Raw genomic sequence first — 25,567 nt, 5'->3', positions numbered from 1 at the left:
CCTCAGCGAGCCGGTGGGGGCGACAGTGGCGTCTGTTCCGACTCGCCATTGAGCTTGGCCGTGATCTGGTCGTTGTCGCGGTCGATCGCCGTGCGTTCGATCGGCCAGCGCATCACCTGGCCCGGCAGCACGTAGCCCAGCAGCCCGGGATGGACAATGCGCGGGCGCGCGGCGCTGCCCAGCGCAAGATCGGCGATCTGTGCGTAGCTGTCGCCCGTATTGGCGACTTCCACGCCATTGCGGCCGTCCGCCAGTTTCACCAGGTGCGCCTGCAGCCGTGGGGCCAGGCGGCCGGCCGAAGGCTGCACGAACACCGGGATCGAATAGCGCAGCACGAACTGCATGCCCTCGGCACGGGTGGCCAGGTCGGGTACCTCGTCCACGATCAGCCGGTAGTGCCGCTGTGCAGGCGGTGGCTCGCTGTCCGGACGCATCACCCGCACCAGCTGCTGCTGGCCGGCGGCCAGTTCCTGCATCGGCGGCGTGGCCATCACTTCATCGGTGGGCAGCAGCTGTTCCTGGCCGTCCTGCTGCACCCAGCGGAACACGCGCACCTGCAGCGTCACCGGTGAGGTGCCGCTGTTGGTCAGCCACAGCTCGCCGGCACGCTGGCGGGCTTCCAGCTGCAGGCTGGTCGGGGCAACCTGCAGGCTGGTGGCGCCGGCACCGGCGGGGGCCAGCAGGTACAGGGCGAGCAGCGCCACGCCGGTGGCGCGCCACGGGCGGGGTCCGGCCATGCGGGCGTGCTCCATCAATAGGTGATCGTGGCGGTAACCGTATCCAGGTAGTTACCGGTGGCCGGGTTGTTGGTGCTCAGGTTCAGGATCTGGCCATAGACGATGTAGGGCACGGCCAGGCCAGTGCCGATGCCGGCCTGGGTATTGGTGCCGGTTGTGGCGCCCCAGACCAGGGTATGTGCGGCATCCTGGTAGAGCTGGTAGCCGACATAGTTGTTGGCGGTCACCGCGGCATTGGTGTTCTTCATGCGCCGGGTGGTGACGTCGTTGGCGGTGCCGGCGTTGGCGCCCGCGTTCAGCGCAATCGTGTAGGGCGTCAGTGCCGAGCACTGCGCGGTCACCGTACCCTGGCCCAGGGTGGGCGTGGCGGTGGTCGAGGCCGCCGTGCCGAAGTCGACGTTGGTGGCGGCCGCCGCCGTGATGGTGCAGGCCTTGGTGACCACCAGGGTGACGTTGAAGGTGGTGGTGTCGGCGGCCAGCGCCGGGCTGGACAGCAGGAGCCCGGCCATGACCCATGTCAGCGGGGATCGAACTGGGGATCGCATGGACAACCTCCCTGACCCGAAGGTCCGTTGAACAAGGCGAAGACGGCACGTTCGGCGCCGCTTTGACGACTGTGGGTCCAGCTTAGGAGGCGTAAGTGTCTGTAATCCGTGATAAATAGGCAGGCGCAAGAGTGGAGGCCATCACGCTTTCACTTTCCTTGCCGGAATCGTGCATGGCCCGGATCGCCAGTTGGGCGGCGTTCGTTCAGATTGCGGCCGGATCGGCGATAATGGGTGCCATGAGCGTGAATCTGAAAACCCCGCAGGAAATCGAGATGATGCGCATCGCCGGCCGCCTGGCCAGCGAAGTGCTCGACATCGTCACCCCCCACGTCAAGCCCGGTGTCACCACCGAGGAACTGGACCGCATCTGCCACGACCACATCGTGAACGTGCAGGGTGCCATTCCGGCCAACGTCGGCTACCGCGGCTTCCCGAAGACCGTGTGCACCTCGGTCAACAATGTCATCTGCCACGGCATCCCCAGTGAAGGGAAGGTGCTCAAGGATGGCGACATCATCAATATCGACGTCACCGTCATCAAGGACGGCTGGCACGGCGACACCAGCCGCATGTACTTCGTCGGCACCCCGTCGGTGATGGCCCGCCGCCTGGTGGAAACCACTTACGAAGCGATGTGGCGCGGCATCCGTGCGGTGCGTCCGGGCGCCACCCTGGGCGACATCGGCCATGCCATCCAGAGCTACGCCGAAGGCGAGCGTTTCAGCGTGGTGCGCGAGTACTGCGGCCACGGCATCGGCAAGGTCTACCACGACGAGCCGCAGGTGGTGCATTACGGCCGCCCGGGCCAGGGCCTGGTGCTGCAGCCCGGCATGACCTTCACCATCGAGCCGATGATCAACGAGGGCACCCGCTACAACAAGGTGCTGCCGGATGGCTGGACCGTGGTGACCAAGGACCGAAAGCTGTCGGCGCAGTGGGAGCACATGATCGCGGTCACCGAGACCGGCGTGGACGTGCTGACCCTGTCGCCAGGCGAGTCGCAGGTTTCCTGAAGATGCTGCCGGCGAGTTCGCTGCTGGACACGCCGGCCGCGTCGCTCAACGACCCGGATTGGGCTGCTGCCGCGCGCCAGGCGCTGCAGCAGGCCGACGCGCGCCTGTACCGCCGCTTCGACCAGGGCGACAACATCGAGCGCCTGCTGGCGTTGCGCGCGCGCGCTGCCGACCATCTGATCCGCCTGGCCTGGCAGCGCTGCCTGCCGGCCGACAGCGGCCTGTCGCTGTTCGCGGTCGGCGGCTATGGCCGCGGTGAACTGTTCCCGCGTTCGGACATCGACCTGCTGGTGTTCGGCGATCCGCCGGCACAACTGGCGCACGAGGCGGCATTGGCGCGCCTGTTCGCGCTGCTGTGGGACTGCGGATTGGCTGTCAGCCATGCGGTGCGTTCTGCATTGCAGTGCCGGGAGGCGGCGGCTGACCAGACCGTGCTGACCGCGTTGATCGAGGCGCGCCCGATCCTGGCCGATGATGCTGCGCGCCGCGCGCTGCGCGAGGCGATCGACGACCGCGAACTGTGGCCGGCACGCGCCTTCTTCCTGGCCAAGCTGGAAGAGCTGCGCAACCGCCACCAGCGCTTCGGCGATACCGCCGACAACCTGGAGCCGGACCTGAAGGATGGCCCCGGTGGCCTGCGTGATCTCAATACGCTGGGCTGGATGGCGTTGCGTGCCTTCGGCGTGCGCGACCTGGAGGCCCTGGTCGGGCTTGGCCACCTGGGCGCCGACGAAGCCGCGGCGTTGAAGCGCGAACGTGCAGTGCTGGCGCGGTTGCGCTTCGGCCTGCACCTGGTCGCGCGCCGTCCGGAAGAGCGCCTGCGTTTCGATTACCAGAAGACCCTGGCCGCGCGGCTGGGCTTCGAAGACGATGCCGAGAACCTCGGCGTCGAGAAGATGATGCAGGGCTTCTACCGCGCCGCGCTGGTGGTGCGCCGGATCAGCGACCGGCTGCTGCAGCGCTTCGAGGAACAGTTCGACGGCGAGGCCCAGCCGGAGCCGCTGACCGTGGGTTTTTCCCTGCGCCGTGGTTACCTGGCCGCCAACGAGGCCGACTGGCCGCGCGGCGACATCGGCCAGGTGTTCGCCCTGTTTTCCAGCTGGGCCAACAACCCGCAGGTACGCGGCCTGCATTCGCTCACTGCGCGTGCACTGGCCGAGTCGCTGCCGCTGCTGCCGGCCTATGACCAGGCCGATGCCGATGCACGCGAGCAGTTCCTGGCCCTGCTGCGCGGCCAGCGTCCGGTCGATACGCTTTCGCGCATGGCGCGGCTGGGCGTGCTTGGCCAGTGGATTCCCGCGTTTGCCCAGGTCAGCGGGCGCATGCAGTTCGACCTGTTCCATGTCTATACGGTCGACCAGCACACGCTGATGGTCCTGCGCAACATCGGCCAGTTCGCCAGCAGCCGCGCCGACGAGCGCTTCTCGATCGCGCACGAAGTGTGGCCGCGCCTGCGCAAGCCGGAACTGCTGCTGCTGGCCGGCCTGTTCCATGACATCGCCAAGGGCCGCGGCGGCGACCACTCGGAGCTGGGTGCGGTGGACGCGCGCGCGTTCTGCCAGGCGCATGCGCTCAGTGGCACCGATACCGAGCTGGTGGCATGGCTGGTCGAACAGCACCTGCGCATGTCGGTGACCGCGCAGAAGCAGGACATCGCCGATCCGGTGGTGATCCATCGCTTCGCCACCCTGGTCGGCAGCCGCGACCGCCTGGATTACCTGTACCTGCTGACCTGTGCCGACATCGCCGGCACCAGCCCGAAACTGTGGAATGCCTGGAAGGACCGCCTGCTGGCCGATCTGTACTTTGCCACCCGGCGCGCGCTGCGCGAGGGGCTGGAGCACCCGGTACCGGCCGCCGAGCGCGTGGCCGAGGCACGTGACAGCGTGCGCGCACTGGTGCGCGAGCAGGGTTACGACGATGCCACCATCGACCGCCAGTTCGCGGTGATGCCGGATGAGGGCTTCATCCGCCTGCGCCCCGAGCAGCTGGCCTGGCAGGCCGCCGCACTGGTGCCGGTGAAGCAGGGCCAGGCGCTGGTGAAGGTGCGCCGGATCAGCGTCGACGACCCGGCGCTGGAAGTGTTCGTGCACTCGCCCGACCGTGATGGCCTGTTTGCCGCGATCGTGATGACCCTGGACCGCAAGGGCTACGGCATCCATCGCGCGCGCGTGCTGGACGGTCCGGCCGACACCATCTTCGATACCTTCGAAGTGAACCCGGCCGACACCTTTGCCGATGGCAGCAGTGCCAACCTGGAAGCGGCGCTGCGCGAGGCACTCAGCGGTGACCTGTCGCGCCTGCGGCCGTCGCGCCGGGTGGTACCGCGGCAGCTGCGGCACTTCCGCTTCGCCCCGCGCATCGAGTTCCGCGATGAACCGGGCGCAACCCGTTTTGCCCTGGTCGCCCCCGACCGTCCCGGCCTGCTGGCCGATGTGGCGTTCGTGCTGCGCAACCAGGGCCTGCGCGTGCATGATGCGCGCATTGCCACGTTCGGCGAACGCGCCGAAGACACCTTCGTGATCAGTGACGAACACGACCTCCCCCTGACTGAACCTGCCCGGCAGCAGCTGCATGACGCGATGCTGGCCTGCCTGGACCCTGATCGAAACGCCGGAGACCCCGCCTGATGGCCACCAAGCCCGCCAAGAAGACCGCCGCGACCCCCAAGAGCGCAGCGGCCCGGAAACCCGCTGCTGCCGCACCGGCCGCGAAGAAGACCCCTGCGCCGAAGAAGGCCGCTGCGGTGAAGGCCCCGGCGAAGAAAACGGCTGCAGTGAAGCGTGCTGTGAAGAAGCCGGCCCCGGCCAGGAGCGCCGAAGCCGTCCGCGCCGAAACCATCGCCCGCAAGTCGCTGCGCAAGCCGTCGGCACCAGGCGTGGAAGAACTCAAGTTCGGCATCGAGAGCGCCTTCGAGCGCCGCGCCACCTTGACTCTGCACGAGCTGGAAGGGTCGACCAAGCCGCTGGTCAACCGCGTGATCGACGGCCTGGAGAGCGGTGAGTTCCGCGTCGCCGAGCCGGACGGCCAGGGCGGCTGGAAGGTCAATGAGTGGCTGAAGAAAGCCGTGCTGCTGTATTTCCGCGTCAACGACATGGCGGTGGTCGATGCACGCCCGGCGCCGTTCTGGGACAAGGTCGAATCGCGCTTCGCCGGCTATGACGAAGCGAAGTTCCGCCGTGGTGGCGTGCGCGTGGTGCCGGGCGCGATCGCCCGCCGCGGTACCTACTTCGGCAAGGACGTGGTGCTGATGCCGAGCTTCACCAACATCGGCGCCCATGTCGGCGAAGGCACCATGGTCGACACCTGGGCCACCGTCGGTTCCTGCGCGCAGATCGGCCAGCACTGCCATCTGTCCGGCGGCGCCGGCATCGGTGGCGTGCTGGAGCCGCTGCAGGCCAGCCCGACCATCATCGAGGACCACTGCTTCATCGGTGCGCGTTCGGAAGTGGTGGAAGGCGTGGTGGTCGGCCACCACAGCGTGATCGGCATGGGCGTGTTCCTCAGCCAGAGCACCCGCATCTACAACCGTGCCACCGGCGAGGTCACCTACGGCTACATTCCGCCGTACAGCGTGGTGGTGTCCGGCTCGCTGCCGAGCAAGGACGGTACCCATTCGCTGTATTGCGCGGTGATCGTCAAGCAGGTTGATGCCAAGACCCGCAGCAAGACCAGCGTCAACGACCTGCTGCGCGGCCTGGCTGACTGAAGATGACGGCGCCGGAGGATCTGGCGCAGTCCGCGATCTACCAGCATCCGTCCGACACCCTGTTCGGGCGGATGCTGCCGCGCCTGCTGCACGCTCCACGCTGGACCCGGCTGCGCCGCGCGCTGTCGCGGCGCTGGCCGATGCCGGCGCTGGTAAGCGATGTGCGCGACGTGGTCTACGTGAGCTGGTGGGTCGACGTACGCCAAGCGCCGATGCCACCACCAGGCCATCACTATGTGGTCCATGCCGGACGCACGCCCTACACCATCCTCAGCTACCGGCACGGCCACTTCGGGCCCGCGCTGGCCGGGCCGCTGCGCTCGCTGATGCCGTCTCCCCGGCAGAGCAACTGGCGCTGGTACCTGCGTCGTGACGACGATCGGGATGGGACGCCAGTGGTGCTGTTTGATCGCAACGTGATGGACCAGCTGGCCTTCGTCGCCGGCGCGCGCGCTTTCAGCGATGCCATGCAGCCGCATCTGTCGGTGCGCTTCGCGCACGTGGTGCGCGCCGATGGCGGTGGGTACACCCTGATCGAGGGCGGGCAGGGCAGTGCGTCGGCGCTGCACCTGCAGTGGCAGGGCGCTGCGGGCTGGGACGATGCCGGGTGGGCGGCGGCCTTCGGCGGCCACCAGGCCCTGCTGCGCTTGCTGACCTGCCAGGACGAGGCCATCGCCCGCACCTGCGACCAGCGCTGGGCCAGCACCCGCATTGCCCTGCCGGTGGACATCGCGCAGCTGCAACCGCTGCAGCTGGAAGGCGAACAGCAGTGCCCGCGCCTGCAGGCGATGGGCGTGGCGCTGCACGAGGGGCTGGCCTTCCAGCTGCCAAGGGTACCTTTCCGGGTCGTGTCCGAGCGCCTGTTGTGAGATTCTGGCCCTCTGTTTTCCAGCATCACAGATGGCCATGAGCACCACTGTCTACGGTTTGAAGAACTGCGATACCTGCAAGAAGGCGACCAGGTGGCTGGACCGCTTCGGCGTGCCGTACACCTTCGTCGACTACCGCGACAACAAACCCAGCCCGGAAATGCTGTTGGCGTGGGCCGCGCAGCTGGGTGGCCTGGCCGCGATGGTCAACAGGTCCTCCACCACCTGGCGGCAGCTGCCGGACAACCGCAAGGCCGCCGATTCCGAGGCCGAATGGAAGCTGCTGCTGCGCGAGTACCCGCAGCTGATCAAGCGCCCGCTGGTGGTCACGGCCGATGGCACGGTCAGCCAGGGCTTCAGCGACAACGGCTTCAAGGCCCGCTTCGGCGTGGGTGACGCATGAGCGCGGTGCTCGACCTGACCTGCGAGCTGATCGCGCGGCCCTCGGTGACGCCCGATGATGCCGGTTGCCAGGCGCTGCTGGCGGCACGCCTGAAGCAGGCCGGGTTCCAGTGCGATCACCTGCGGCTGGGTGAGGTCGACAACCTGTGGGCGACCCACGGCCAGGGCGTGCCGGTACTGGTGCTGCTGGGCCATACCGACGTGGTGCCGACGGGCCCGCGCGAGGCCTGGGCCAGCGATCCGTTCAGCCCGCAGATCCGCGATGGCGTGCTGTATGGCCGTGGCGCCGCCGACATGAAGGGCAGCGTGGCGGCGTTCGTGGTGGCCGCCGAGCAGTTCGTTGCCGCGCATCCTGATCATCCCGGCACGCTGGCGGTGCTGCTGACCAGCGACGAGGAAGGCGACGCCATCGATGGCGTGCGCCACGTCGCACGCCTGTTCGCCGAACGCGGCCAGCGCATCGACTGGTGCATCACCGGCGAGCCGTCCTCGACTGCGACGCTGGGTGACCTGCTGCGCGTGGGGCGTCGCGGCAGCCTGTCGGCCAAGCTGCGCGTGCAGGGCGTGCAGGGCCACGTGGCGTATCCGGAGAAGGCACGCAACCCGATCCACCAGGCGGCGCCGGCCCTGGCCGAGCTGAGTGCGCGGCGCTGGGATGACGGCTACGAAAGTTTCCCGCCGACCAGCCTGCAGGTCTCCAACATCCATGCCGGTACCGGTGCCAACAACGTGATTCCCGGCGAGCTCGAGGTGGATTTCAACATCCGCTACAACCCGCACTGGGACGCACCGAAGCTGGAAGCGGAGATCACCGCGCTGCTGGAACGGCATGGCCTGCAGTACACGCTGAAGTGGCACCGCAGCGGCGAGCCGTTCTACACCCCGGAGGGCACGCTGCGCGCCACCGCGCGTGCGGTGCTGGCCGAGCACATCGGCCGTGCACCGGAAGAAAGCACCGGCGGCGGCACCTCCGATGCCCGCTTCATCGCGCCCTTGGGCGCGCAGTGCATCGAAGTGGGGCCGGTCAACGCCAGCATCCACCAGGTGGACGAGAACGTGCGCGTGGCCGATCTGGAGGCATTGCCGGGGCTGTACCAGCGGCTGGTGGAGCGGCTGCTGGCGTGAACCTGCGACGCTGGGTGCCGACCGTTGGTCGGCACGCCTTTCGCCGGCATTGCTTTCCTGTAGAGCCGAGCCATGCTCGGCTGCTTCTGCAGGGAATGCCCAGCCGAGCGTGGCTCGGCTCTACTCAGAAAAAATGAAGAACGGCGGCTCGACCGCTTTTTCCCAGTAGCTCGGCGCCGCCATGTAGAAGTGCTGCGCCTCGGCCCGGGCGAACCAGCGTGCGGCTGCGTCGGTGTCCTTCTCCACGCCCGGTGCACCGCGGCCCAGCAGCAGTCCGGCGAAGTACTGGCCGAACACATTGCCCTTCTCGCCGGCACGTTGGTACAGCTGCAGTGCACGTGCAGGATCGCGCGGCAGTCCCATGCCCTTTTCCAGCAGCGCGCCCAGGTCTACCTGCGCTTCGGCATCGCCACGCTCGGCGCGGCGCTGGATCTGCGCAACCAGTGGATGCACGGTGCCATCCTGTGCGGCCACCGCATCCGGTAGCCGTGACGATGAACTCGGGTAGCGCTCGTAGATCATTCCGCGCAGGTCCCAGCGCAGCGCCTGTTGCGCGTCGCCTCGCTGACGATAGGCCTTGGCGAGTTCGTAGAACGCATAGGGATTGCCGTGGTAGGCCGCCGCCAGGTAGGCGCGTTCTCCGCGTCGCCAGGATGCACGCAGCACCGGCGCCGGATTGATGTGGGGGCTGTCGGCATGCCGCAGCGTGCCGGAGATCCAGATCCTGCCCAGTGCTTCTTCCGCCTTGGTGTTGTGGAAGGTCCAGGGTGTGACCGCGGCGGCGCGCTCGTAGTAGGCGATGGCGCGCGGATCGTTGAAGCGTTCGAAGGTTTCCGCGGTATCGAAGGCACCCTCGAAGCTGCCGTCGGTGCCGTGTTGCTCCAGGCCCTGCAGCTGGGCCGGCGGCAGGGGCGACGGTGGGGCCAGGGTCTGGCAGGCGGCCAGGCCCAGGCAGAACAGGGCGGCCAGCGCCACGTTGCGTCCAGTGCGGTGTTGCATTTCCATTACACGTTTCACGGCGCGCCATTATGCGCGCCGGGGAGTGGTTGCCAACGCAACGGTTGCGCTGCGCCGGAAAGCGGGGTAGGGTCGATGCCATGTCGATCCGCCTGGCCACCGCCGTCAATAACAACAACCGCAATAATCTGCGCGCGAATAATCGTGCGCGGCCGATGCGGGACTGCGCCCTGGGTAGATAGACAGCAACACACGCCCGGACACCAGAAAACCCGCATCAGCCGATGCGGGTTTTTTTTGTGCCCGGGCGCAGCCTGCCCGGGCCTGGATGGCCGGTCGAACACCTTCCCACCCGTGAAATCCCCAACAGGAGCTCCCCCATGTGTTCGATCTTCGGAATCTTCGGCCTGCAGGCCGGTGACGATCTTCCCGCCCTGCGCCGGCACGCGCTGGAACTGTCGCAACGCCAGCGCCACCGTGGCCCGGACTGGAGCGGCGTGTACCTCGACGAAGGTGCGCTGCTGGTCCATGAACGGCTGGCCATCGTCGATCCGGCCGGTGGTTCGCAGCCGCTGCTGTCGGCCGATGGCCAGCTGGCGCTGGCGGTGAACGGCGAGATCTACAACCACCAGGCGTTGAAGGCGGCGCTGACCACCACCTACGACTTCCAGACCGGCTCGGACTGCGAGGTGATCAACGCGCTCTACCGCCAGGGCGGCGCGCCGGCGCAGTGGCTGGAACAGCTCAACGGCATCTTCGCCTTCGCGCTGTGGGACCGTGACAGTGGACGCGTGCTGGTGGCGCGCGACCCGGTGGGCGTGGTGCCGCTGTACTGGGGCCACGATGCCCAGGGGCGCTTGCGCGTGGCCTCGGAAATGAAGGCGCTGGTCGATACCTGTGCCGATGTCGCGCAGTTCCCGCCGGGCCACTATTTCGACAGTGCCAGCGGTGAGCTGGTGCGCTACTACCAGCAACCGTGGCGCGACTACGCCGACGTGCAGGGCCGCCAGGCCGATCTGGCTGAACTGCGCCAGGCGTTCGAGCATGCGGTGGAGCGCCAGCTGATGAGCGATGTGCCTTATGGCGTGCTGCTGTCCGGTGGCCTGGACTCGTCGCTGGTGGCGGCGGTGGCCGCGCGCTATGCACGTCGTCGCATCGAGGATGGGGGACAGACCGAAGCCTGGTGGCCGCGCCTGCACTCGTTCGCGATCGGCTTGAAGGGCTCGCCCGATCTGGCCGCCGCAGCGATCGCCGCCGAAGCGCTGGGCACCGTGCATCACGGTTTCGAGTACACGTTCGAGGAAGGCCTCGATGCGCTGCCGGAGGTGATCCGCCACATCGAGACCTACGACGTCACCACCATCCGCGCATCGACGCCGATGTTCCTGCTGGCGCGGCGGATCAAGGCGATGGGCGTGAAAATGGTGCTCTCCGGCGAGGGCAGCGACGAGATCTTCGGTGGCTACCTGTACTTCCACAAGGCACCGGATGCGCGTGAATTCCACGACGAGTTGGTACGCAAGCTCGACGCCCTGCACAACTACGACTGCCTGCGCGCCAACAAGTCGATGATGGCCTGGGGCGTGGAGCCGCGCGTGCCGTTCCTCGACCGTGAGTTCCTCGATGTGGCAATGCGCTTCGATGCCGCACACAAGATGGTCGGTGCCGGTTTTGGCGGCCGCCGTATCGAGAAGGCCGTGTTGCGCGAGGCGTTCGACGGCTACCTGCCGGACAGCATCCTGTGGCGGCAGAAGGAACAGTTCAGCGATGGCGTGGGCTATGGCTGGATCGATGGGCTGAAGGCACATGCCGAGGCGCAGGTGAGCGACCGTGTACTGGCGGCCGCCGACAAGCGCTTCCCGCACAACCCGCCGCAGACCAAGGAGGCGTACTACTACCGCCACCTGTTCGAGCAGTTCTTCCCGAGCCGGGCAGCGGCCGAGACCGTGCCGGGAGGCAAGTCGATCGCCTGTTCGTCGCCCGCGGCCATCGCCTGGGACGCCAGCTTCGCCGCGGCGGCAGATCCCTCCGGTCGCGCGATCGCCGGCGTGCACGAGCAGGCACTGGCCTGAGCACCCCCAAAAGGGGACGGAGGGGATTAAGTCGTTTGTGGCACAAACGACTTAATCCCCTCCGTCCCCTTTTTGTATGATCGCCCCCTGCGCATTGGGGAATGTTCATGGACGTACAGGCAGGCGGCAACGCGCCGCCCACGAAATGGGGATGGCGCTACCTGGCGTGGGCCGGGGTTCCGTTGCTGGCTGGCGTGCTGCTGGCGCGGTATGCCGGGCCGGCGGCGCCCGAGGCGGTTGCCCGTGCCTCCGTCGCCGCCGAAGGCGGCTGGGTGCAGCATCTGGCGTCTCCGCTGGGCCTGTTCCTGCTGCAGCTGCTGGTACTGCTGCTGGTGGCCAAGGGCGCGGGGGCGCTGCTCAAGCGCATGGGACAGCCGGCGGTGATCGGCGAAATGGCCGCTGGCCTGATGATGGGGCCGCTGGTGCTTGGCAGCCTGCTGCCGCAGCTGCATGGTGCGCTGTTCCCGGCCAGTTCGCTGGGCCCGCTGGGCATGCTCAGCCAGCTGGGCGTGCTGATGTTCCTGCTGGTGGCCGGTGCCGAACTGGACCTGGCGGCGCTGCGTGGCCGCCGGCGTTTCGCCTTTACCGTCAGCCATGCCGGCATTGCAGTGCCGTTCGTGCTCGGCGTCGCCTTGGCGATCTGGCTGTATCCGCAGCACGGCCCACAGGGTGTGGGCTTCACCGCATTCGCACTTTTCGTAGGCATCTCGATGAGCATCACGGCCTTCCCCGTGCTGCTGCGCATCCTGGCCGACCGCGGGATCACACAGACGCCGCTGGGGCAGACCGCGATCGCCTGCGCTGCCTTGGGCGATGCCACCGCGTGGTGCCTGCTGGCGCTGATCGTGGCTGCCGCCCAGGCCAGCGGCTGGTTGCCGGCCAGCCTCAACCTGGTGTGCGTGGTCGCGTTCGTGGCGCTGATGCTGGGGCTGGTGAAGCCGTGGTTCGCGCGCCGGCAGATTGCGCCGGGCCGTGAGGGGCGCTGGCTGCTCGGCATCCTGCTGCTGTCGCTGGGCAGTGCGCTGGTCACCGAGATGCTGGGCATCCACGCGCTGTTCGGCGCGTTCGCTGCGGGTGTCGCGGTATCGTCCAACGCGCAGCTGCGTGACCTGCTGATGGCACGTGTCGAGCCGTTCGCGGTCACGCTGCTGCTGCCGTTGTTCTTCGCCATGACCGGGCTGCGCATGCGCGCCGATGCGCTGCAGGCCAGCGACATCGTGCTGTGCGTGGTGGTGATCACGGTGGCCACGACGGGCAAGCTGCTGGGCACCTTCAGTGCCGCGCGCAGTGCCGGCATGCCCACGCGCGAAGCGTGGCGGCTGGGCGCGCTGATGAACACCCGCGGCCTGATGGAGCTGATCGTGCTCAACCTGGGGTATGAGCTGGGCCTGCTCGGTGACCGCCTGTTCGCGGTGCTGGTGATCATGGCACTGGTGACCACGGCGATGACCGGGCCGCTGCTGAACCTGATCGAACGGCGCAGGGCCTGAGCGTTGAACGGTAGTGCCGGCCGCTGGCCGGTAACCTGATGATGCTGGACACACCTGCATGGATGCCGGCCAGCGGCCGGCACTACCGCGCTGGCACCAGTGTCATCACGTGCTGCGTCTTGCCCGGCAGGAACGGTGTCGGGCGCCCATGCACCCAGTCCTCGTGGCCGGCACCCCAGTACGGTGACAGCGGATGGCCGCTCTGGCCGCCGGGCATGTGCACGATGCCGTCGGCCTCGTGGCCGGGCGAGACCACCATGCGCTCGGAGGCGCCGAAGTTCGGCGTCTGCACGCGCGGCATGTCCCGGTCGCCGGGCAGGCGGTCGGCGGGCATGCACAGCCAGCGCTTGGCGATGTCCGGCAGCGCCCGTGCGATGGGGTGGCAGATCGCCGCGGTATTGCGTTCACCCCAGCTGCGCTTGGCCAGCGGCCCCTGCTTGGCCAGCTCACCCTCGGTACGGCGGGCGGCGTCGATCAGCAGCGCATCCCAGCTGTCGAAGGCCGGTGGCAGCAGGTTGGCCGGGCGCTGTTCCAGCATCGGCCAGGCCACGCCTTCCAGCTGTGCCAGGCGTGGGTCCAGGTAGGCATCGCCCAGCTGCGCGTTGGCCGGGGCCAGCAGTGCATCGGACAGCGTGGCCATGACCTGCGTGCGGAATTCACGCACCACCCGGTAGCTGACCGAACTGGCCGAGGCGCGCCCGCCCCATTGATGGCTGGCCTCCTTCAAACGCTTCAGCGCAGGGTCGTCACTGCGTTCGATGACGTCGTGCAGCAGAGCCCACCAGCGCTGCAGGAACACCGCGCGGTCGTCGAGCTGGATCGCCAGCAGGTCGTGCTCGTCGAAGCGCTCCTGGATTGCCAGCAGGTCGCGGATCTGCCGCGCCCGCGCACCCAGGTCATAGCCGCCGTTGCCGACGCTGGCGAGTGCCTCGCCGTCGAGGACGCGTCCATTGGCGGTCCACAGGCGATGGTTGGGGGGATCGATCAATGCCGGCGAGGCATCGCTGCGGATCGGCCACGGCGCGCAGCCCTGGTTGCTGGCGGCATTGAAGCCGGCCGGTGCACAGCCGGGGCCGCGGTCCGGGCGAGCGCCGATCAGGCGCCAGGCAATGCGCCCGCTGCGATCACCGACCACCAGGTTCTGTGCGGGGATGCCGGCACGGTCGGCGAAGTGCAGTGCACCGTCGAGGTCACCGGCGCGGGCCAGGTCAGCGAAATCCAGGCGTACGGCACCGGGCAGGTGTGCGACCCAGCGCAGGGCGTCGCCACTGCCATCGGCATGGGTATGCAGGATCGGCCCCCAGTCGGTTTCGCGCACCGCGAACAGCACGTCGGCCTGGCCGGCCACGGCGATGCGCTCTTCGTGCACGGTCACGGCGGCGCTGGCCGGTTCCGTGCGATAGTCCGCCGTGTCGATGTAGCTGTTGGTGAAGCCCCAGGCGACGTGCCCGTTGCTGCCGACGATCACCGCCGGCAGGCCCGGCAGGGAGAAGCCGGTGACATCGACCTGGCCGCCGGCGGCCTGCGGGTCGGGGTAGCGCAGGCGCACGCGGAACCACAGGCCGGGTGCACGCAGGCCCAGGTGCATGTCGTCGGCAACGATGGCGCGGCCGTCGGCGGTAAGCGCGCCGGCCACCGCGAAGTTGTTGCTGCCGATGACGTCGCCCTCTTCCTGCTCAGTGCCCGTTTTTCCCTTCAATGTGCGCAGGTCCAGCTGGCTGGCATCGGGCAGGGCGGCGTTGCCGGTGGGTTCGCCAAACAGCGGCGCATCCCATTCGGTGCCGTCATGGGCGATCAGCGCGTACAGCGCCGGCGGCACCACTGCGCGGATGCGGCTGAGCGCAAGCTCGGTCTGGTTGCCGGGGTCCTGCAGGTCGGCATACATGGCCAGCCCGGTCAGCACGCTGTCGCTGGCCTGCCACGGTTGTGGTGATTGCCGCAGCAGCAGGTAGGCCCACGGGCGCACGGAGAGATCGGCCAGGCCTTCGTTGACGCCATCCACGTAGGCGCGCACGGCCGTGCCGTTGTCGCCCAGTGCGGCCTGCAGATTCGCCTCGGTGCGTGCACGCAGCCGGTGCACGCGCATGCGCTTGTCGGCGTCGATGGCCTTCGGCCCGAACAGCGCCGACAGCTCGCCAGCGGCACTGCGGCGCATCAGGTCCATCTCGAAATAACGTTCCTGCGCGTGTACGCGGCCGAGCGCACGCATCGCGTCGGCCTGGCTGCCGGCAGTGATGGTGACCACGCCCAGCCCATCGCGCTCGATGGTGACCGGCTTGGCCAGCCCCGGCAGCGCATGCTCGCCGTCCAGGTCGGCCAGGCTGCCGCGCAGCAGCAGCCACAGCACCAGTGCGGTGACCAGCACGATGGCGATCAACACGCCCAGCACCCAACGCCATGTACGTCGCATCGCACGTCCTTTCCGAACTCGTGGGCCGATTGTAGCCGCAGGCGCAACTGCGACTGATTCCGATTAGATCACCGTATTTTGAAATGCGGCACCCTATGCCGCATCGATTCACAGGAGCCCCCCATGAAAGGCAACCCGGACGTCATCGCCTGCCTGAAGGAACTGCTGCGCGGCGAGCTTGCTGCGCGCGACCAGTACTTCATCCATTCCCGCCGCTACGAGGACCAGGGCCTGTTCGCGCTGTACGAGCGCCTGAACCACGAGATGGAAGAGGAAACCCAGCATGCCGATGCGCTGCTGCGCCGGATCCTGTTCCTGGGTGGCGACCCGGACATGCGCCCGCATGCCACCGAGCCGGGCAAGACCGTGGAGGAGATGCTGCAGAAGGATCTCGATACTGAATACGCCGTTCGGAACAATCTCGCCGCCGGCATGAAGCTGTGCGAGGAGAAGGGCGATTACGTGAGCCGCGACATCCTGCTGGCGCAGCTGAAGGACACCGAGGAAGACCACGCCTGGTGGCTGGAGCAGCAGCTGGGCCTGATCAAGCGCATCGGCCTGGAGCTGTACCAGCTGAGCAAGATCGACGGCAACGGCGCCCCGGCGCACTGAGCGGGCATCGTTTTTGTAGAGCCGAGCCAATGCTCGGCTGCCTTCCGGTAGAGCCGACCGCTGGTCGGCTGCTCTGCAGAAAGCAGCCGACCAGCGGTCGGCTCTACCAGGAGCCAAAAGCAGCCGACCAGCGGTCGGCTCCACCAGCAGCACAGCGTTCTGTCGCCCGCCAGCACCGGAGCACCGCCAGCCAGCCTTCGCCCGCCAGCCGCTCCACCGCCCGCCAGCCGACAACGAAAAAGCCGGGGAATGCCCCGGCTTTTTCGTGCCTGGGGTCAGAGCCCTTTCCCATGGAAAGGGATCCGACCCCGTACCTCTTATTCCACCGACAGCCCTTCCACCTTCTGCCAGCCGCGCGGCAGCAGGTGGCCGCGGGTGGCGCGGGCGCCGAGGTAGGCGTCGAGCTCGTTGAACTTCAGGCCCATGGTGCGCTGGCCGCTGCGCACTTGCAGGGTCTGCCCCGGACTGATCGCCACGATGGCGACCACGCGTTCGGTGGCGAGCTTGGCCTTCGGGATCTCGATGATCTTGTTGCCCTTGCCCTTGTCCAGTTCCGGCAGGTCGTTGGCGGCGATCGCCAGCAGGTTGCCGGAGCTGGTCACCGCCACGATGCGGTCGGTGGCCACGTTGGCGACCATCGACGGGGTGAGCACCGACGAGCCGGACGACAGGTTCAGCATCGCCTTGCCGGCCTTGTTGCGGCCGATCAGGTTCTCGAAGCGGGTGACGAAGCCATAGCCATGACTGGAGGCCAGCACGAAGCGGGCATCCGGCTCGGCACTGGCCAAGGTCACGAAGCTGGTACCGGGAGCCGGCGAGAAGCGGCCGGTCAGCGGTTCGCCATTGCCACGCGCGGAGGGCAGGGTATGCACCGGCGTCGAGTAGGCGCGGCCTTCGCTGTCGAGGAACGCGACCTGCTGGGTGCTGCGCGCACGCACTGCGCCCTGCAGGGCGTCGCCGTCGCGGTAGGACAGGGCGGACGCATCGACGTCGTGGCCCTTGGCCGCTCGGATCCAGCCCTTCTCCGACAGCACCACGGTCATCGGCTCGCTCGGCACCAGCTCGGTCTCGTCGATGGCCTGCGCGGCCTGGCGCTGCACCAGCGGCGAGCGGCGTGCGTCGCCGAACTTCCTGGCGTCGGCGGTCAGTTCGTCGCGGATCAGCTTCTTCAGCTTGGCCTTGCTGTCGAGGATGCCGAGGATCTTCTCGCGCTCCTTGGCCAGCTCGTCCTGCTCGCCACGGATCTTCATCTCTTCCAGGCGGGCCAGCTGCTTCAGCTTGGTTTCCAGGATGTACTCGGCCTGTTCCTCGGACAGGCCGAAGCGCGCGATCAGCGCGCCCTTCGGTTCGTCCTCGGTACGGATGATGTGGATCACCTCGTCCAGGTTGAGGAAGGCGACCAGCAGGCCTTCCAGCAGGTGCAGGCGGCGCTCGACCTTCTGCAGGCGGTGCTGCAGGCGGCGGGTGACGGTGTTGCTGCGGAAGGTCAGCCATTCGCTGAGCAGCATCTTCAGGTTCTTCACCTGCGGACGGCCGTCCAGCCCGATCACGTTGAGGTTGACGCGGTAGCTGCGCTCCAGGTCCGTGGTCGCGAACAGGTGGCCCATCAGCTGGTCGGCGTCGACGCGGTTGGAACGTGGCACCAGCACCACGCGCACCGGGTTGGCGTGGTCGGATTCGTCGCGGATGTCCTCCAGCCACGGCAGCTTCTTGGCGCGCATCTGCGCGGCGATCTGCTCGATCACCTTCGACGGCGACACCTGGAACGGCAGCGCCGTCACCACGATGTTGCTGGCCTCCTTGGTGAAGGTCGCACGTGCACGCACGCTGCCGTTGCCGGTCTCGTAGATGTTCCGCAGGTCGTTGGCCGATGTGATGATCTCGGCGCTGGACGGATAGTCCGGGCCCTGCACGTGCTCGCACAGGTCGCGCACGCTGGCATCGGGGTGGTCCAGCAGGTGCAGCAGTGCGCTGACGATCTCGTTGAGATTGTGCGGCGGCACGTCGGTGGCCATGCCCACGGCGATGCCGGTGGTGCCGTTGAGCAGCAGGTGCGGCAGCCGTGCCGGCATCCAGGTCGGCTCCTGCAGGGTGCCGTCGAAGTTCGGTGCCCAGTCGGTGGTGCCCTGGCCCAGTTCGCCCAGCAGCACTTCGGCGATCGGGGTCAGCTTGGATTCGGTGTAACGCATCGCCGCGAACGACTTCGGGTCGTCGCTGGAGCCGAAGTTGCCCTGGCCCTCGATCAGCGGATAGCGGTACGAGAACGGCTGTGCCATCAGCACCAGGGCCTCGTAGCACGCGCTGTCGCCGTGCGGGTGGTACTTACCGATGACGTCACCGACGGTGCGCGCGGACTTCTTCGGTTTGGACGCGGCATTCAGGCCCAGCTCGCTCATCGAATAGATGATGCGGCGCTGCACCGGCTTCAGGCCGTCGCCGATGAACGGCAGGGCGCGGTCCAGGACCACATACATCGAGTAGTCGAGGTAGGCGCGTTCGGCGTACTCGCGCAGCGGCAGTTGTTCGAATCCGTGGAACACGGGGCGGGCAAGTTCGGTCATGCGGCGTTGTTACCTGTTGTCGGGAGGCGGCGACGGCGGTCGCCGCTCGCAATCCTGTGATTATCCGGATGCGGCGGGGGATGCCAAGCCGCGCGCAGGGTCCAGCCCGGTTTCCAGGCCGTGCCCGGCCCGTGCCAGGTAGCGACCGGGCGGCAGCCCGAAGTGGCGGCGGAACACGGTAACGAACGCGCTGGCGCTGCTGAAGCCCAGCGCGTGGGCGATGTCGGCCACGCTGCGGCCGTCGGTCAGCTGGCGCAGGGCCTCTGACAGGCGCGCCTGCTGCCGCCACTGGGCGAAGCTGAGCGTGGTCTCGTCGCGGAAGTGACGGGTCAGGCTGCGCGGTGACAGACCGGCCCAATGCGCCCATTCGGCCAGGCTGCGTTCGTCGGAGGGGTCGGCCAGCAACTGCGAGGCGATCTTCAGCAGGCGCCGGTCGTGCGGCATCGGCAGGTGCATGCGCTGCCGCGGCGCGGTGCGGATCTCGTCCAGCAGCACGTCGATGATGTGCTGGCGCTCGGGCGTGGTGTCATGGCCGAGCGGCCATTCGCAGATGCGGTCGGCCAGCGCCTGCGCCAGCTTGGACAGGCCCAGCACGCAGGGGTCGGCGGGCAGGGTGGCGCAGGCCGGTGCAGCCAGTGCCATGCCCCAGCCGCGCAACGGGCCGTCGAGGGTGACGGTGTGCGGTTCCAGCGGCGGCATCCAGCCGGCCGAGCCCGGCGCCAGCGACCACGTGCCATGCGAGGTGCGGGTGGTCAGCAGGCCGCGTTCGACGCAGATCAACTGGGCACGCTGGTGGTGGTGCCAGTCGACCTCGCGGGCCAGGCCCTGCTGGCTGTCGAAGCGGAAGGCGATGACCGGCGGGCCGTCGTTGCGCTCGAACCAGTCCAGTGCCTCATCTCTGAGTAGGCGTTTGGGAACCTGAATTTCTGCCTTGTTCATCATGTCCGCTGGCTGAAATGTGACATCCATTGGCTGGATTGTACTACCGGGCCACCTGACCAGATCATTAAGGTAGGCGCCTTCACTGATCGAGCCCGCTGCTGCAACACAGCATTCGATGCCAGATCGAATATTTCCATTGAGAAATATTTTTTTTGGAAGAGAATGCTCCCCCATGATCTGTCCTGCAACCACTCCCCCCAGCTTCGGCCTGCTGCTGCGCCAGGTGCGCGACGGCCTGGTGCGCCAACTCGACGCGTCCATGGCGGAAGAAGATCTGGGAATCGGCTTCACCCATTACATCGGGTTGAAGGTGCTTTCCCACATGGCGCCCTGCACCGCCAACGAACTGGCCCAGGCCATCGACCAGGTGCCCAGCGCGGTCACCCGCCTGCTGGACAAGCTGGAGGCGCTGGGCTGCGTCCGCCGCGAGGCGCATGCGCAGGACCGGCGGGCACTGCAGATCGTGCTGACCGACGAAGGCCGTGCGTTGTGGGCGCGGCTGAAGCTGCGCGGCGACGCGGTGATGGATTACGCGCTGCGTGATCTTTCCGCCGACGAGCGCACGCTGCTGCTGTCCCTCCTTACCCGAATCCGCGATTCACTGACGACCCCATGAACCCGATCCCGCATTCCACTCTCCGCCGGTCCGGGCGCGCGCTGCTGGTGTCAGCGCTGGCGCTGGCCCTGGCCGCCTGCGCCAGCAGTCGTGGCCTCAACCCGCAGGGCCACGTGCTTGACGTGGACAGCCTGCACAGCGAACGCACCCTGGCTGACACCGACCTGAGCGCCGCCGGCTTCCCGGCGCAGGACTGGTGGAAGGCACTGGGCGATGCGCAGCTGGACGCACTGGTCGCCGAGGGCCTGGCCGGCCACCCGAGCCTGGACGCCGCCGACGCGCGCCTGCGCCAGGCCCAGGCCCAGGTCGGTACCGCGCGCGCCGACGAGCTGCCCAGCCTGTCGGTGTCCGGCGGCTACACCGGCCTGCGCCTGCCCGAGTCGATGGTCGGCAGCGAGATGGGCGGCCGCTATGGCGGCAGCAGCCAGGTCGCCTTCGATTTCAGCTACGGCGTGGACCTGTGGGGCGGCAAGCGCGCTGCCTGGGAAGCCGCCGTGGATGGCGCGCATGCCGCCACCGTTGAAGCCCAGGCCGCACGCCTGAACCTGTCCACCGGCATTGCCCAGGCCTATGCCGACCTGGCCTACGCGTGGCAGCTCAACGACGTGGCCGAGGAAGAACTGACCCGCTCGCAGAAATCGCTGCAGCTGACCCGCCAGCGCCGCAGCGCCGGCATCGACAGCGATCTGCAGGTGCGCCAGGCCGAGGCCCGCGTGCCGGCCGCGCAGCAGCAGGTGCTGGCCGCGCAGCAGCGCATCGACGCCGCCCGCACCGCGCTGGCTGCACTGGTCGGCAAGGGGCCGGACCGTGGCCTGTCGATCCAGCGCCCGCAGCCGTTGAACCCGATGGCACTGCAGCTGCCGGGCGTACTGCCCAGCGAACTGCTCGGCCGTCGCCCCGACATCGTGGCTGCGCGCTGGCGCGTGGAAGCGGCCGACAAGCAGATCAAGGTCGCCAAGACCAAGTTCTACCCGAGCTTCAACCTGACCGCGCTGGCCGGCGTGGTCGCCCCGAACGTGGGTGACCTGCTGAAGAGCAGCTCGACCTTCGCCTACATCGGCCCGGCGTTGAGCCTGCCGATCTTCGAAGGCGGCAAGCTGCGCGCCAACCTGGCCAACACCGACGCGCAGTACGACCTGGCGGTGGCCAACTACAACCAGGCCGTGCTCGATGCACTGCGCGACGTCGCCGACCAGGTCAACGCGGTGCGCTCGCTGGCGCAGCAGGCGCACGCGCAGCAGCAGGCAGTGGACACCGCACGCTCGGCCTTCGACCTGGCCCAGCAGCGCTACCGCGCCGGCATCGGCAGCTACCTGGACGTGCTGACCGCGCAGTCCACCCTGCTGCAGTCGCAGCAGCAGCTGGCCGGCCTGCAGTCGCAGCAGGTGCAGACCTCGGTGCGCCTGAGCAAGGCGCTGGGCGGTGGTTTCCAGCCCGCCGACACCGACCGCGCACCGATCGCCTCCCATTCCGATTCCTCGCATTCCTGAAGACGCCCGCCATGAGCCAGACCCAAGACACCGCGGCCCCGGCCGCCCCCAACCGCCGCGGCAACCTGCTGCGCGGCCTGTTCGTGATCGTCGTGCTGCTGCTTGCCGCCCTGGCGCTGTGGTACTTCATGTTCGGCCGTTGGTTCGAAGAGACCGACGATGCCTACGTGCAGGGCAACCAGGTGCAGATCACCCCGCTGGTGGCCGGTACCGTGGTCGCCATCAATGCCGATGACGGCATGCGCGTGGAGCGCGGCCAGCTGCTGGTGCAGCTGGACCCGTCCGACACTTCGGTGGCGCTGCAGCAGGCCGAAGCCAACCTGGCCAAGACCGTGCGCCAGACCCGTGGCCTGTACCGCAGCGTGGAAGGCGCGCAGGCGGACCTGAACGCCCGCCAGGTGACCCTGAAGCGCGTGCGCGAGGACTTCGCCCGCCGCAAGGATCTGGCCGCCACTGGCGCCATTTCCAACGAAGAACTGGCCCACGCCCGCGACGAGCTGGCTGCGGCCGAAGCGGCCGTTGCCGGTTCGCGCGAGACCGTCGAGCGCAACCGCGCGCTGGTCGACGACACCGTGATCGCCACCCAGCCGGACGTGCAGGCCGCCGCCGCGCAGCTGCGCCAGGCCTTCCTCAACAACGCCCGCGCCGGCATCGTCGCGCCGGTCACCGGCTACGTTGCCCGTCGTTCGGTGCAGGTGGGCCAGCGCGTGCAGCCGGGCAATGCACTGATGGCCGTGGTGCCGACCGAGCAGATGTGGGTCGAGGCCAACTTCAAGGAAACCCAGCTGCGCCATATGCGCCTGGGCCAGGAAGTGGAGCTGAAGTCGGACCTGTATGCCGGTGACGTGAAGTACAAGGGCCGCATCCAGAGCCTGGGCCTGGGTACCGGCTCGGCGTTCTCGCTGTTGCCGGCGCAGAACGCCAGCGGCAACTGGATCAAGATCGTGCAGCGCGTGCCGGTGCGCATCGCCATCGATGCCAAGCAGCTGGCCGAACACCCGCTGCGCATCGGCCTGTCGATGAAGGCCGAAGTGAGCCTGCGCGACCAGAAGGGTGAAGTACTGCCGAGCACCCCGGCCAAGGGCACCGTGTTCGACACCGACGTATATGCCAAGCAGCTGCATGATGCCGATGAGGTGATCCACACGATCATCCAGGGCAACCTGCCGCAGCAACAGGCAAAGGTGGGCTGAGGTCGCCATGTCCGCACAAGCTCCAGCCGCACCCGGCGCTCCGGGTGCACCGGCGGCGCCGGGTGCGGCCTCCGGGTTCCTGCCACCCAGCGTCGCCCTGTGCACCGTGGGCCTGGCGATGGCGTCGTTCATGCAGGTGCTCGACACCACCATCGCCAACGTTTCACTGCCGACCATCGCCGGTAATCTCGGCGCCAGCTCGCAGCAGGCGACCTGGGTCATCACTTCGTTCGCGGTCAGCACGGCCATCGCGCTGCCGCTGACCGGCTGGCTCAGCCGTCGCTTCGGCGAGCGCAAGCTGTTCGTCTGGGCCACGCTGGCCTTCGTCATCACCTCGCTGCTGTGCGGCCTGGCGCAGAGCATGGGCATGCTGGTGCTGTCGCGTGCGCTGCAGGGTTTCGTGGCCGGCCCGATGTACCCGATCACGCAGTCGCTGCTGGTCTCGATCTATCCGCGCGAGAAACGCGGACAGGCATTGGCGCTGCTGGCGATGATCACGGTGGTGGCGCCCATCTGCGGTCCGATCCTCGGTGGTTGGATCACCGACAACTACAGCTGGGAATGGATCTTCCTGATCAACGTGCCACTGGGCATCTTCGCCGCGCTGGTGGTGGGCAACCAGCTGAAGGGACGCCCGGAGCAGATCGAGAAGCCGAAGATGGACTACGTCGGCCTGGTCACCCTGGTGATCGGTGTCGGTGCCCTGCAGCTGGTGCTCGACCTGGGCAACGACGAGGACTGGTTCTCGTCGATGAAGATCGTGGTGCTGGCCTGCGTGGCGGTGGTGACGCTGACGGTGTTCCTGATCTGGGAGCTGACCGACAAGGATCCGATCGTCGACCTGAAGCTGTTCCGGCACCGCAACTTCCGCGCCGGCACGCTGGCGATGGTGGTGGCCTACGCGGCGTTCTTCAGCGTGGCGCTGCTGATCCCGCAGTGGCTGCAGCGTGACATGGGCTACACCGCGATCTGGGCAGGCCTGGCGACCGCGCCGATCGGCATCCTGCCGGTGATCATGACGCCATTCGTCGGCAAGTACGCATCGCGCTTCGACATGCGCATGCTGGCCACGGTGGCCTTCATCGTGCTGTCGATGACCAGCTTCCTGCGTTCGAACTTCAACCTGCAGGTGGACTACATGCACGTGGCCGGCGTGCAGCTGATCATGGGCATCGGCGTCGCGCTGTTCTTCATGCCGGTGCTGCAGATCCTGCTGTCGGACCTGGATGGGCGCGAGATCGCGGCGGGCTCCGGCCTGGCCACGTTCCTGCGTACGCTGGGTGGCAGCTTCGCGGCGTCACTGACGACGTGGCTGTGGGCGCGGCGTACCCAGGTGCACCATGCCGACCTGACCGAGCACATCTCGGCCTATCAGCCCGGCATGCAGGACCAGGTGACGGCGATGGGGCAGGGCGACCTGCAACACGGTGCAGCGGTACTGAACAACATGATCAACCACCAGGCATCGCAGATGGGCTTCAACGACATCTTCTTCCTGCTGGGCTGGATCTTCCTGGCGATCATCACGTTCCTGTGGCTGGCCAAGCCGCCGTTCGGCGCGGGTGCAGGTGCTGCCGCCGGCGGCGGGCACTGACCGTTCATTGCTGTTGAAACGCAGAAACCCCGCCGCAAGGCGGGGTTTTTCTTTTGATGGATCCACGCCACGCATGGATGGATCTCGGGGCGTGAATTCCCAGACCCCGGAAACGAAAAAACCCGCTTTCGCGGGTTTGATCATCTTGAGTCGTGGTGCCCAGGAGAGGACTCGAACCTCCACGGTTTTACCCGCTAGTACCTGAAACTAGTGCGTCTACCAATTCCGCCACCTGGGCGACTCAGGAGATGAATTATGGGGAGCCACAGAAGATGTGTCAACAACATTTCACACTTTTTTCTGGGGCTGCACGCCCAGGTGATGCAGCAGGCTGCGCATCGCCGGTGACAGTCGTGTCCACTCGGCAAAGCAGGCGCACAGGCGTCGTTGCGCCCACGCATCGGCGAGCGGTACGGCGACGGTGTGCGTGCTGCGCCGATGCTGGCGCGCGATGGTCCGCGGCACGATGCCGACGCCGATGCCGTGGCCGACCATGATGCACACGCCTTCGAAGGTCTTCATGCGGATGCGTACATCCAGGCGGCGCCCGATGTCGCGCGCCTGGGCCTCGATGTAGGTCTGCAGTGCATTGCCGTCGGCCAGGGCAACGAAGGTCTCTCCGGCAGCCTCGGCAAAAGCCAGGCTGCGCCGGGTCGCGAAGCGGTGGTCGGCCGGCAGCAGCATCACCAGGGGATCTTCGGCGACCACATGCTGCTGCAGGCCGGCAGCGTCGACCGCATCGCTGATGATGCCGGCTTCGGCCTGGCCGGCACTGATCGCGCGTACGACTTCGGGGCTGGTGCGCTCCAGCAGTTCGACATGCAGGCGTGGGCGTTCGGCCAGCCACGGCGCGAGCCGCGAGGGCAGGTAGTTGGTCAGCGCGGCGGTGTTGGCATACAGGTGCAGGGTGCCGCGCGCACCCTGCGCGAACGCCTGTAGTTCGCCACGCAGCTGTGCCTGCTGCTGCAGGATCAGGCGTGCGTGGTGGGCGAGGGCGGCGCCGGCCTCGGTCAGGCTGACGCCGCGTGGGTGCCGGTGCAACAGCGCGGTGCCGGCATCGGCTTCGATCGTGCGCAGGCGCTCGCTGGCTGAACCCAATGCCAGGTTTGCCTGTGCCGCGCCGGCGGTGATGCTGCCGGCTTCGGCGATTGCCAGGAACAGGCGCAGGTCGGCGATGTCCATCCGCATGTCGTGCCTCATTGCTGATCCGGCGCCTTCGGGTCAGCC

At 67.8% G+C, this 25,567-nt stretch carries 20 protein-coding genes and 1 tRNA gene; 13 read left to right on the top strand and 8 right to left on the bottom strand.

From position 1 onward, the window contains the following. Positions 1-2: 2 nt before the first annotated feature. Both AC5P53_RS10705 and AC5P53_RS10700 read right to left on the bottom strand, forming a co-directional pair. Complete coding sequence (locus AC5P53_RS10705) at positions 3-752, bottom strand: fimbrial biogenesis chaperone (protein ID WP_049403820.1); 750 nt, start codon at positions 750-752, stop codon at positions 3-5. Beyond that, on the bottom strand, positions 752-1,282 hold the full coding sequence (locus tag AC5P53_RS10700) for a Csu type fimbrial protein (protein ID WP_032956855.1): 531 nt from the start codon (positions 1,280-1,282) through the stop codon (positions 752-754). The genes AC5P53_RS10705 and AC5P53_RS10700 overlap by 1 nt, the downstream gene beginning before the upstream one ends. Before the next feature lie 230 nt (positions 1,283-1,512). On the opposite strand from AC5P53_RS10700, the gene map reads away from it, so the two are divergent. Genes map through dapE form a run of 6 tightly spaced genes read left to right on the top strand, consistent with a single transcriptional unit; the run spans position 1,513 to position 8,403 of the window. Next, complete coding sequence (gene map / locus AC5P53_RS10695; RefSeq protein WP_005412748.1) at positions 1,513-2,298, top strand: type I methionyl aminopeptidase; 786 nt, start codon at positions 1,513-1,515, stop codon at positions 2,296-2,298. A gap of 20 nt (positions 2,299-2,318) precedes the next feature. Continuing rightward, a complete protein-coding gene (locus AC5P53_RS10690) occupies positions 2,319-4,928 on the top strand; it encodes a [protein-PII] uridylyltransferase (protein WP_445978323.1) in 2,610 nt (869 codons plus the stop codon). Further along, positions 4,928-6,007 carry a 2,3,4,5-tetrahydropyridine-2,6-dicarboxylate N-succinyltransferase gene (gene dapD / locus AC5P53_RS10685; protein WP_014646511.1) on the top strand — a complete coding sequence of 360 codons (1,080 nt, stop codon included), beginning with the start codon at positions 4,928-4,930 and terminating at the stop codon, positions 6,005-6,007. Before AC5P53_RS10690 ends, dapD begins: the two co-directional genes overlap by 1 nt. Before the next feature lie 2 nt (positions 6,008-6,009). Continuing rightward, the gene (locus AC5P53_RS10680; protein WP_241886636.1) at positions 6,010-6,876 is read left to right on the top strand and encodes a hypothetical protein; all 867 of its coding nucleotides are present in this window, start codon (positions 6,010-6,012) and stop codon (positions 6,874-6,876) included. A 31-nt stretch (positions 6,877-6,907) separates the two neighbouring features. Beyond that, positions 6,908-7,279, top strand: a complete 372-nt coding sequence (locus AC5P53_RS10675; RefSeq protein ID WP_014646513.1) for an arsenate reductase — start codon at positions 6,908-6,910, stop codon at positions 7,277-7,279. After that, a complete protein-coding gene (gene dapE / locus AC5P53_RS10670; RefSeq protein ID WP_241886637.1) occupies positions 7,276-8,403 on the top strand; it encodes a succinyl-diaminopimelate desuccinylase in 1,128 nt (375 codons plus the stop codon). The genes AC5P53_RS10675 and dapE overlap by 4 nt, the downstream gene beginning before the upstream one ends. A 120-nt stretch (positions 8,404-8,523) precedes the next feature. Here the strand turns inward: dapE and AC5P53_RS10665 are convergent, their stop codons facing one another. Further along, positions 8,524-9,402, bottom strand: a complete 879-nt coding sequence (locus AC5P53_RS10665) for a tetratricopeptide repeat protein (RefSeq protein ID WP_241887012.1) — start codon at positions 9,400-9,402, stop codon at positions 8,524-8,526. Between the two features lie 338 nt (positions 9,403-9,740). Here AC5P53_RS10665 and asnB point away from each other — a divergent pair, with 338 nt between their 5' ends. Both asnB and AC5P53_RS10655 read left to right on the top strand, forming a co-directional pair. Next, positions 9,741-11,432: an asparagine synthase B gene (asnB, locus tag AC5P53_RS10660; RefSeq protein ID WP_014646516.1), complete on the top strand. Its 1,692-nt coding sequence runs from the start codon at positions 9,741-9,743 to the stop codon at positions 11,430-11,432. 101 nt (positions 11,433-11,533) lie between these two features. Then, entirely contained in the window at positions 11,534-12,922 is a 1,389-nt protein-coding gene (locus tag AC5P53_RS10655; RefSeq protein WP_495227359.1) for a cation:proton antiporter domain-containing protein, read from the top strand. Positions 12,923-13,004: 82 nt separating this feature from the next. Here the strand turns inward: AC5P53_RS10655 and AC5P53_RS10650 are convergent, their stop codons facing one another. Further along, positions 13,005-15,332: a penicillin acylase family protein gene (locus AC5P53_RS10650; protein WP_041863208.1), complete on the bottom strand. Its 2,328-nt coding sequence runs from the start codon at positions 15,330-15,332 to the stop codon at positions 13,005-13,007. Positions 15,333-15,455: 123 nt separating this feature from the next. Between AC5P53_RS10650 and bfr the strand changes: the two genes are divergently transcribed. Continuing rightward, the gene (gene bfr / locus AC5P53_RS10645) at positions 15,456-15,944 is read left to right on the top strand and encodes a bacterioferritin (RefSeq protein WP_005408763.1); all 489 of its coding nucleotides are present in this window, start codon (positions 15,456-15,458) and stop codon (positions 15,942-15,944) included. Positions 15,945-16,261: 317 nt separating this feature from the next. On the opposite strand, the gene parC is transcribed toward bfr, so the two are convergent. Both parC and AC5P53_RS10635 read right to left on the bottom strand, forming a co-directional pair. Then, the gene (gene parC / locus AC5P53_RS10640; protein WP_241886639.1) at positions 16,262-18,505 is read right to left on the bottom strand and encodes a DNA topoisomerase IV subunit A; all 2,244 of its coding nucleotides are present in this window, start codon (positions 18,503-18,505) and stop codon (positions 16,262-16,264) included. A gap of 60 nt (positions 18,506-18,565) precedes the next feature. Next, on the bottom strand, positions 18,566-19,447 hold the full coding sequence (locus AC5P53_RS10635) for a helix-turn-helix domain-containing protein (RefSeq protein ID WP_046429737.1): 882 nt from the start codon (positions 19,445-19,447) through the stop codon (positions 18,566-18,568). 172 nt (positions 19,448-19,619) lie between these two features. Here AC5P53_RS10635 and emrR point away from each other — a divergent pair, with 172 nt between their 5' ends. The 4 genes from emrR to emrB are packed head-to-tail and all read left to right on the top strand — an operon-like array spanning position 19,620 to position 24,340. Then, complete coding sequence (gene emrR / locus AC5P53_RS10630) at positions 19,620-20,063, top strand: multidrug efflux system transcriptional regulator EmrR (RefSeq protein WP_014646521.1); 444 nt, start codon at positions 19,620-19,622, stop codon at positions 20,061-20,063. Further along, entirely contained in the window at positions 20,060-21,553 is a 1,494-nt protein-coding gene (gene emrC, locus AC5P53_RS10625; RefSeq protein WP_046429738.1) for a multidrug efflux transporter outer membrane subunit EmrC, read from the top strand. Before emrR ends, emrC begins: the two co-directional genes overlap by 4 nt. Positions 21,554-21,564: 11 nt before the next feature. Further along, positions 21,565-22,746 carry a multidrug efflux MFS transporter periplasmic adaptor subunit EmrA gene (gene emrA / locus AC5P53_RS10620; RefSeq protein WP_032956867.1) on the top strand — a complete coding sequence of 394 codons (1,182 nt, stop codon included), beginning with the start codon at positions 21,565-21,567 and terminating at the stop codon, positions 22,744-22,746. A gap of 7 nt (positions 22,747-22,753) precedes the next feature. Next, positions 22,754-24,340: a multidrug efflux MFS transporter permease subunit EmrB gene (gene emrB / locus AC5P53_RS10615; RefSeq protein WP_005408769.1), complete on the top strand. Its 1,587-nt coding sequence runs from the start codon at positions 22,754-22,756 to the stop codon at positions 24,338-24,340. Positions 24,341-24,493: 153 nt separating this feature from the next. On the opposite strand, the gene AC5P53_RS10610 is transcribed toward emrB, so the two are convergent. Together AC5P53_RS10610 and AC5P53_RS10605 are read right to left on the bottom strand one after the other, a co-directional pair. After that, positions 24,494-24,578 (bottom strand) — tRNA-Leu (locus tag AC5P53_RS10610). Positions 24,579-24,628: 50 nt separating this feature from the next. After that, positions 24,629-25,528, bottom strand: a complete 900-nt coding sequence (locus tag AC5P53_RS10605; protein WP_049442196.1) for a LysR family transcriptional regulator — start codon at positions 25,526-25,528, stop codon at positions 24,629-24,631. Positions 25,529-25,567: the final 39 nt, after the last annotated feature.

It is taken from the genome of Stenotrophomonas sp. YJH_SMC_82, assembly GCF_059368875.1.
The sequence above is the reverse complement of the archived record's forward strand: the minus strand, read 5'-3'. Positions and strand labels throughout refer to the sequence as shown.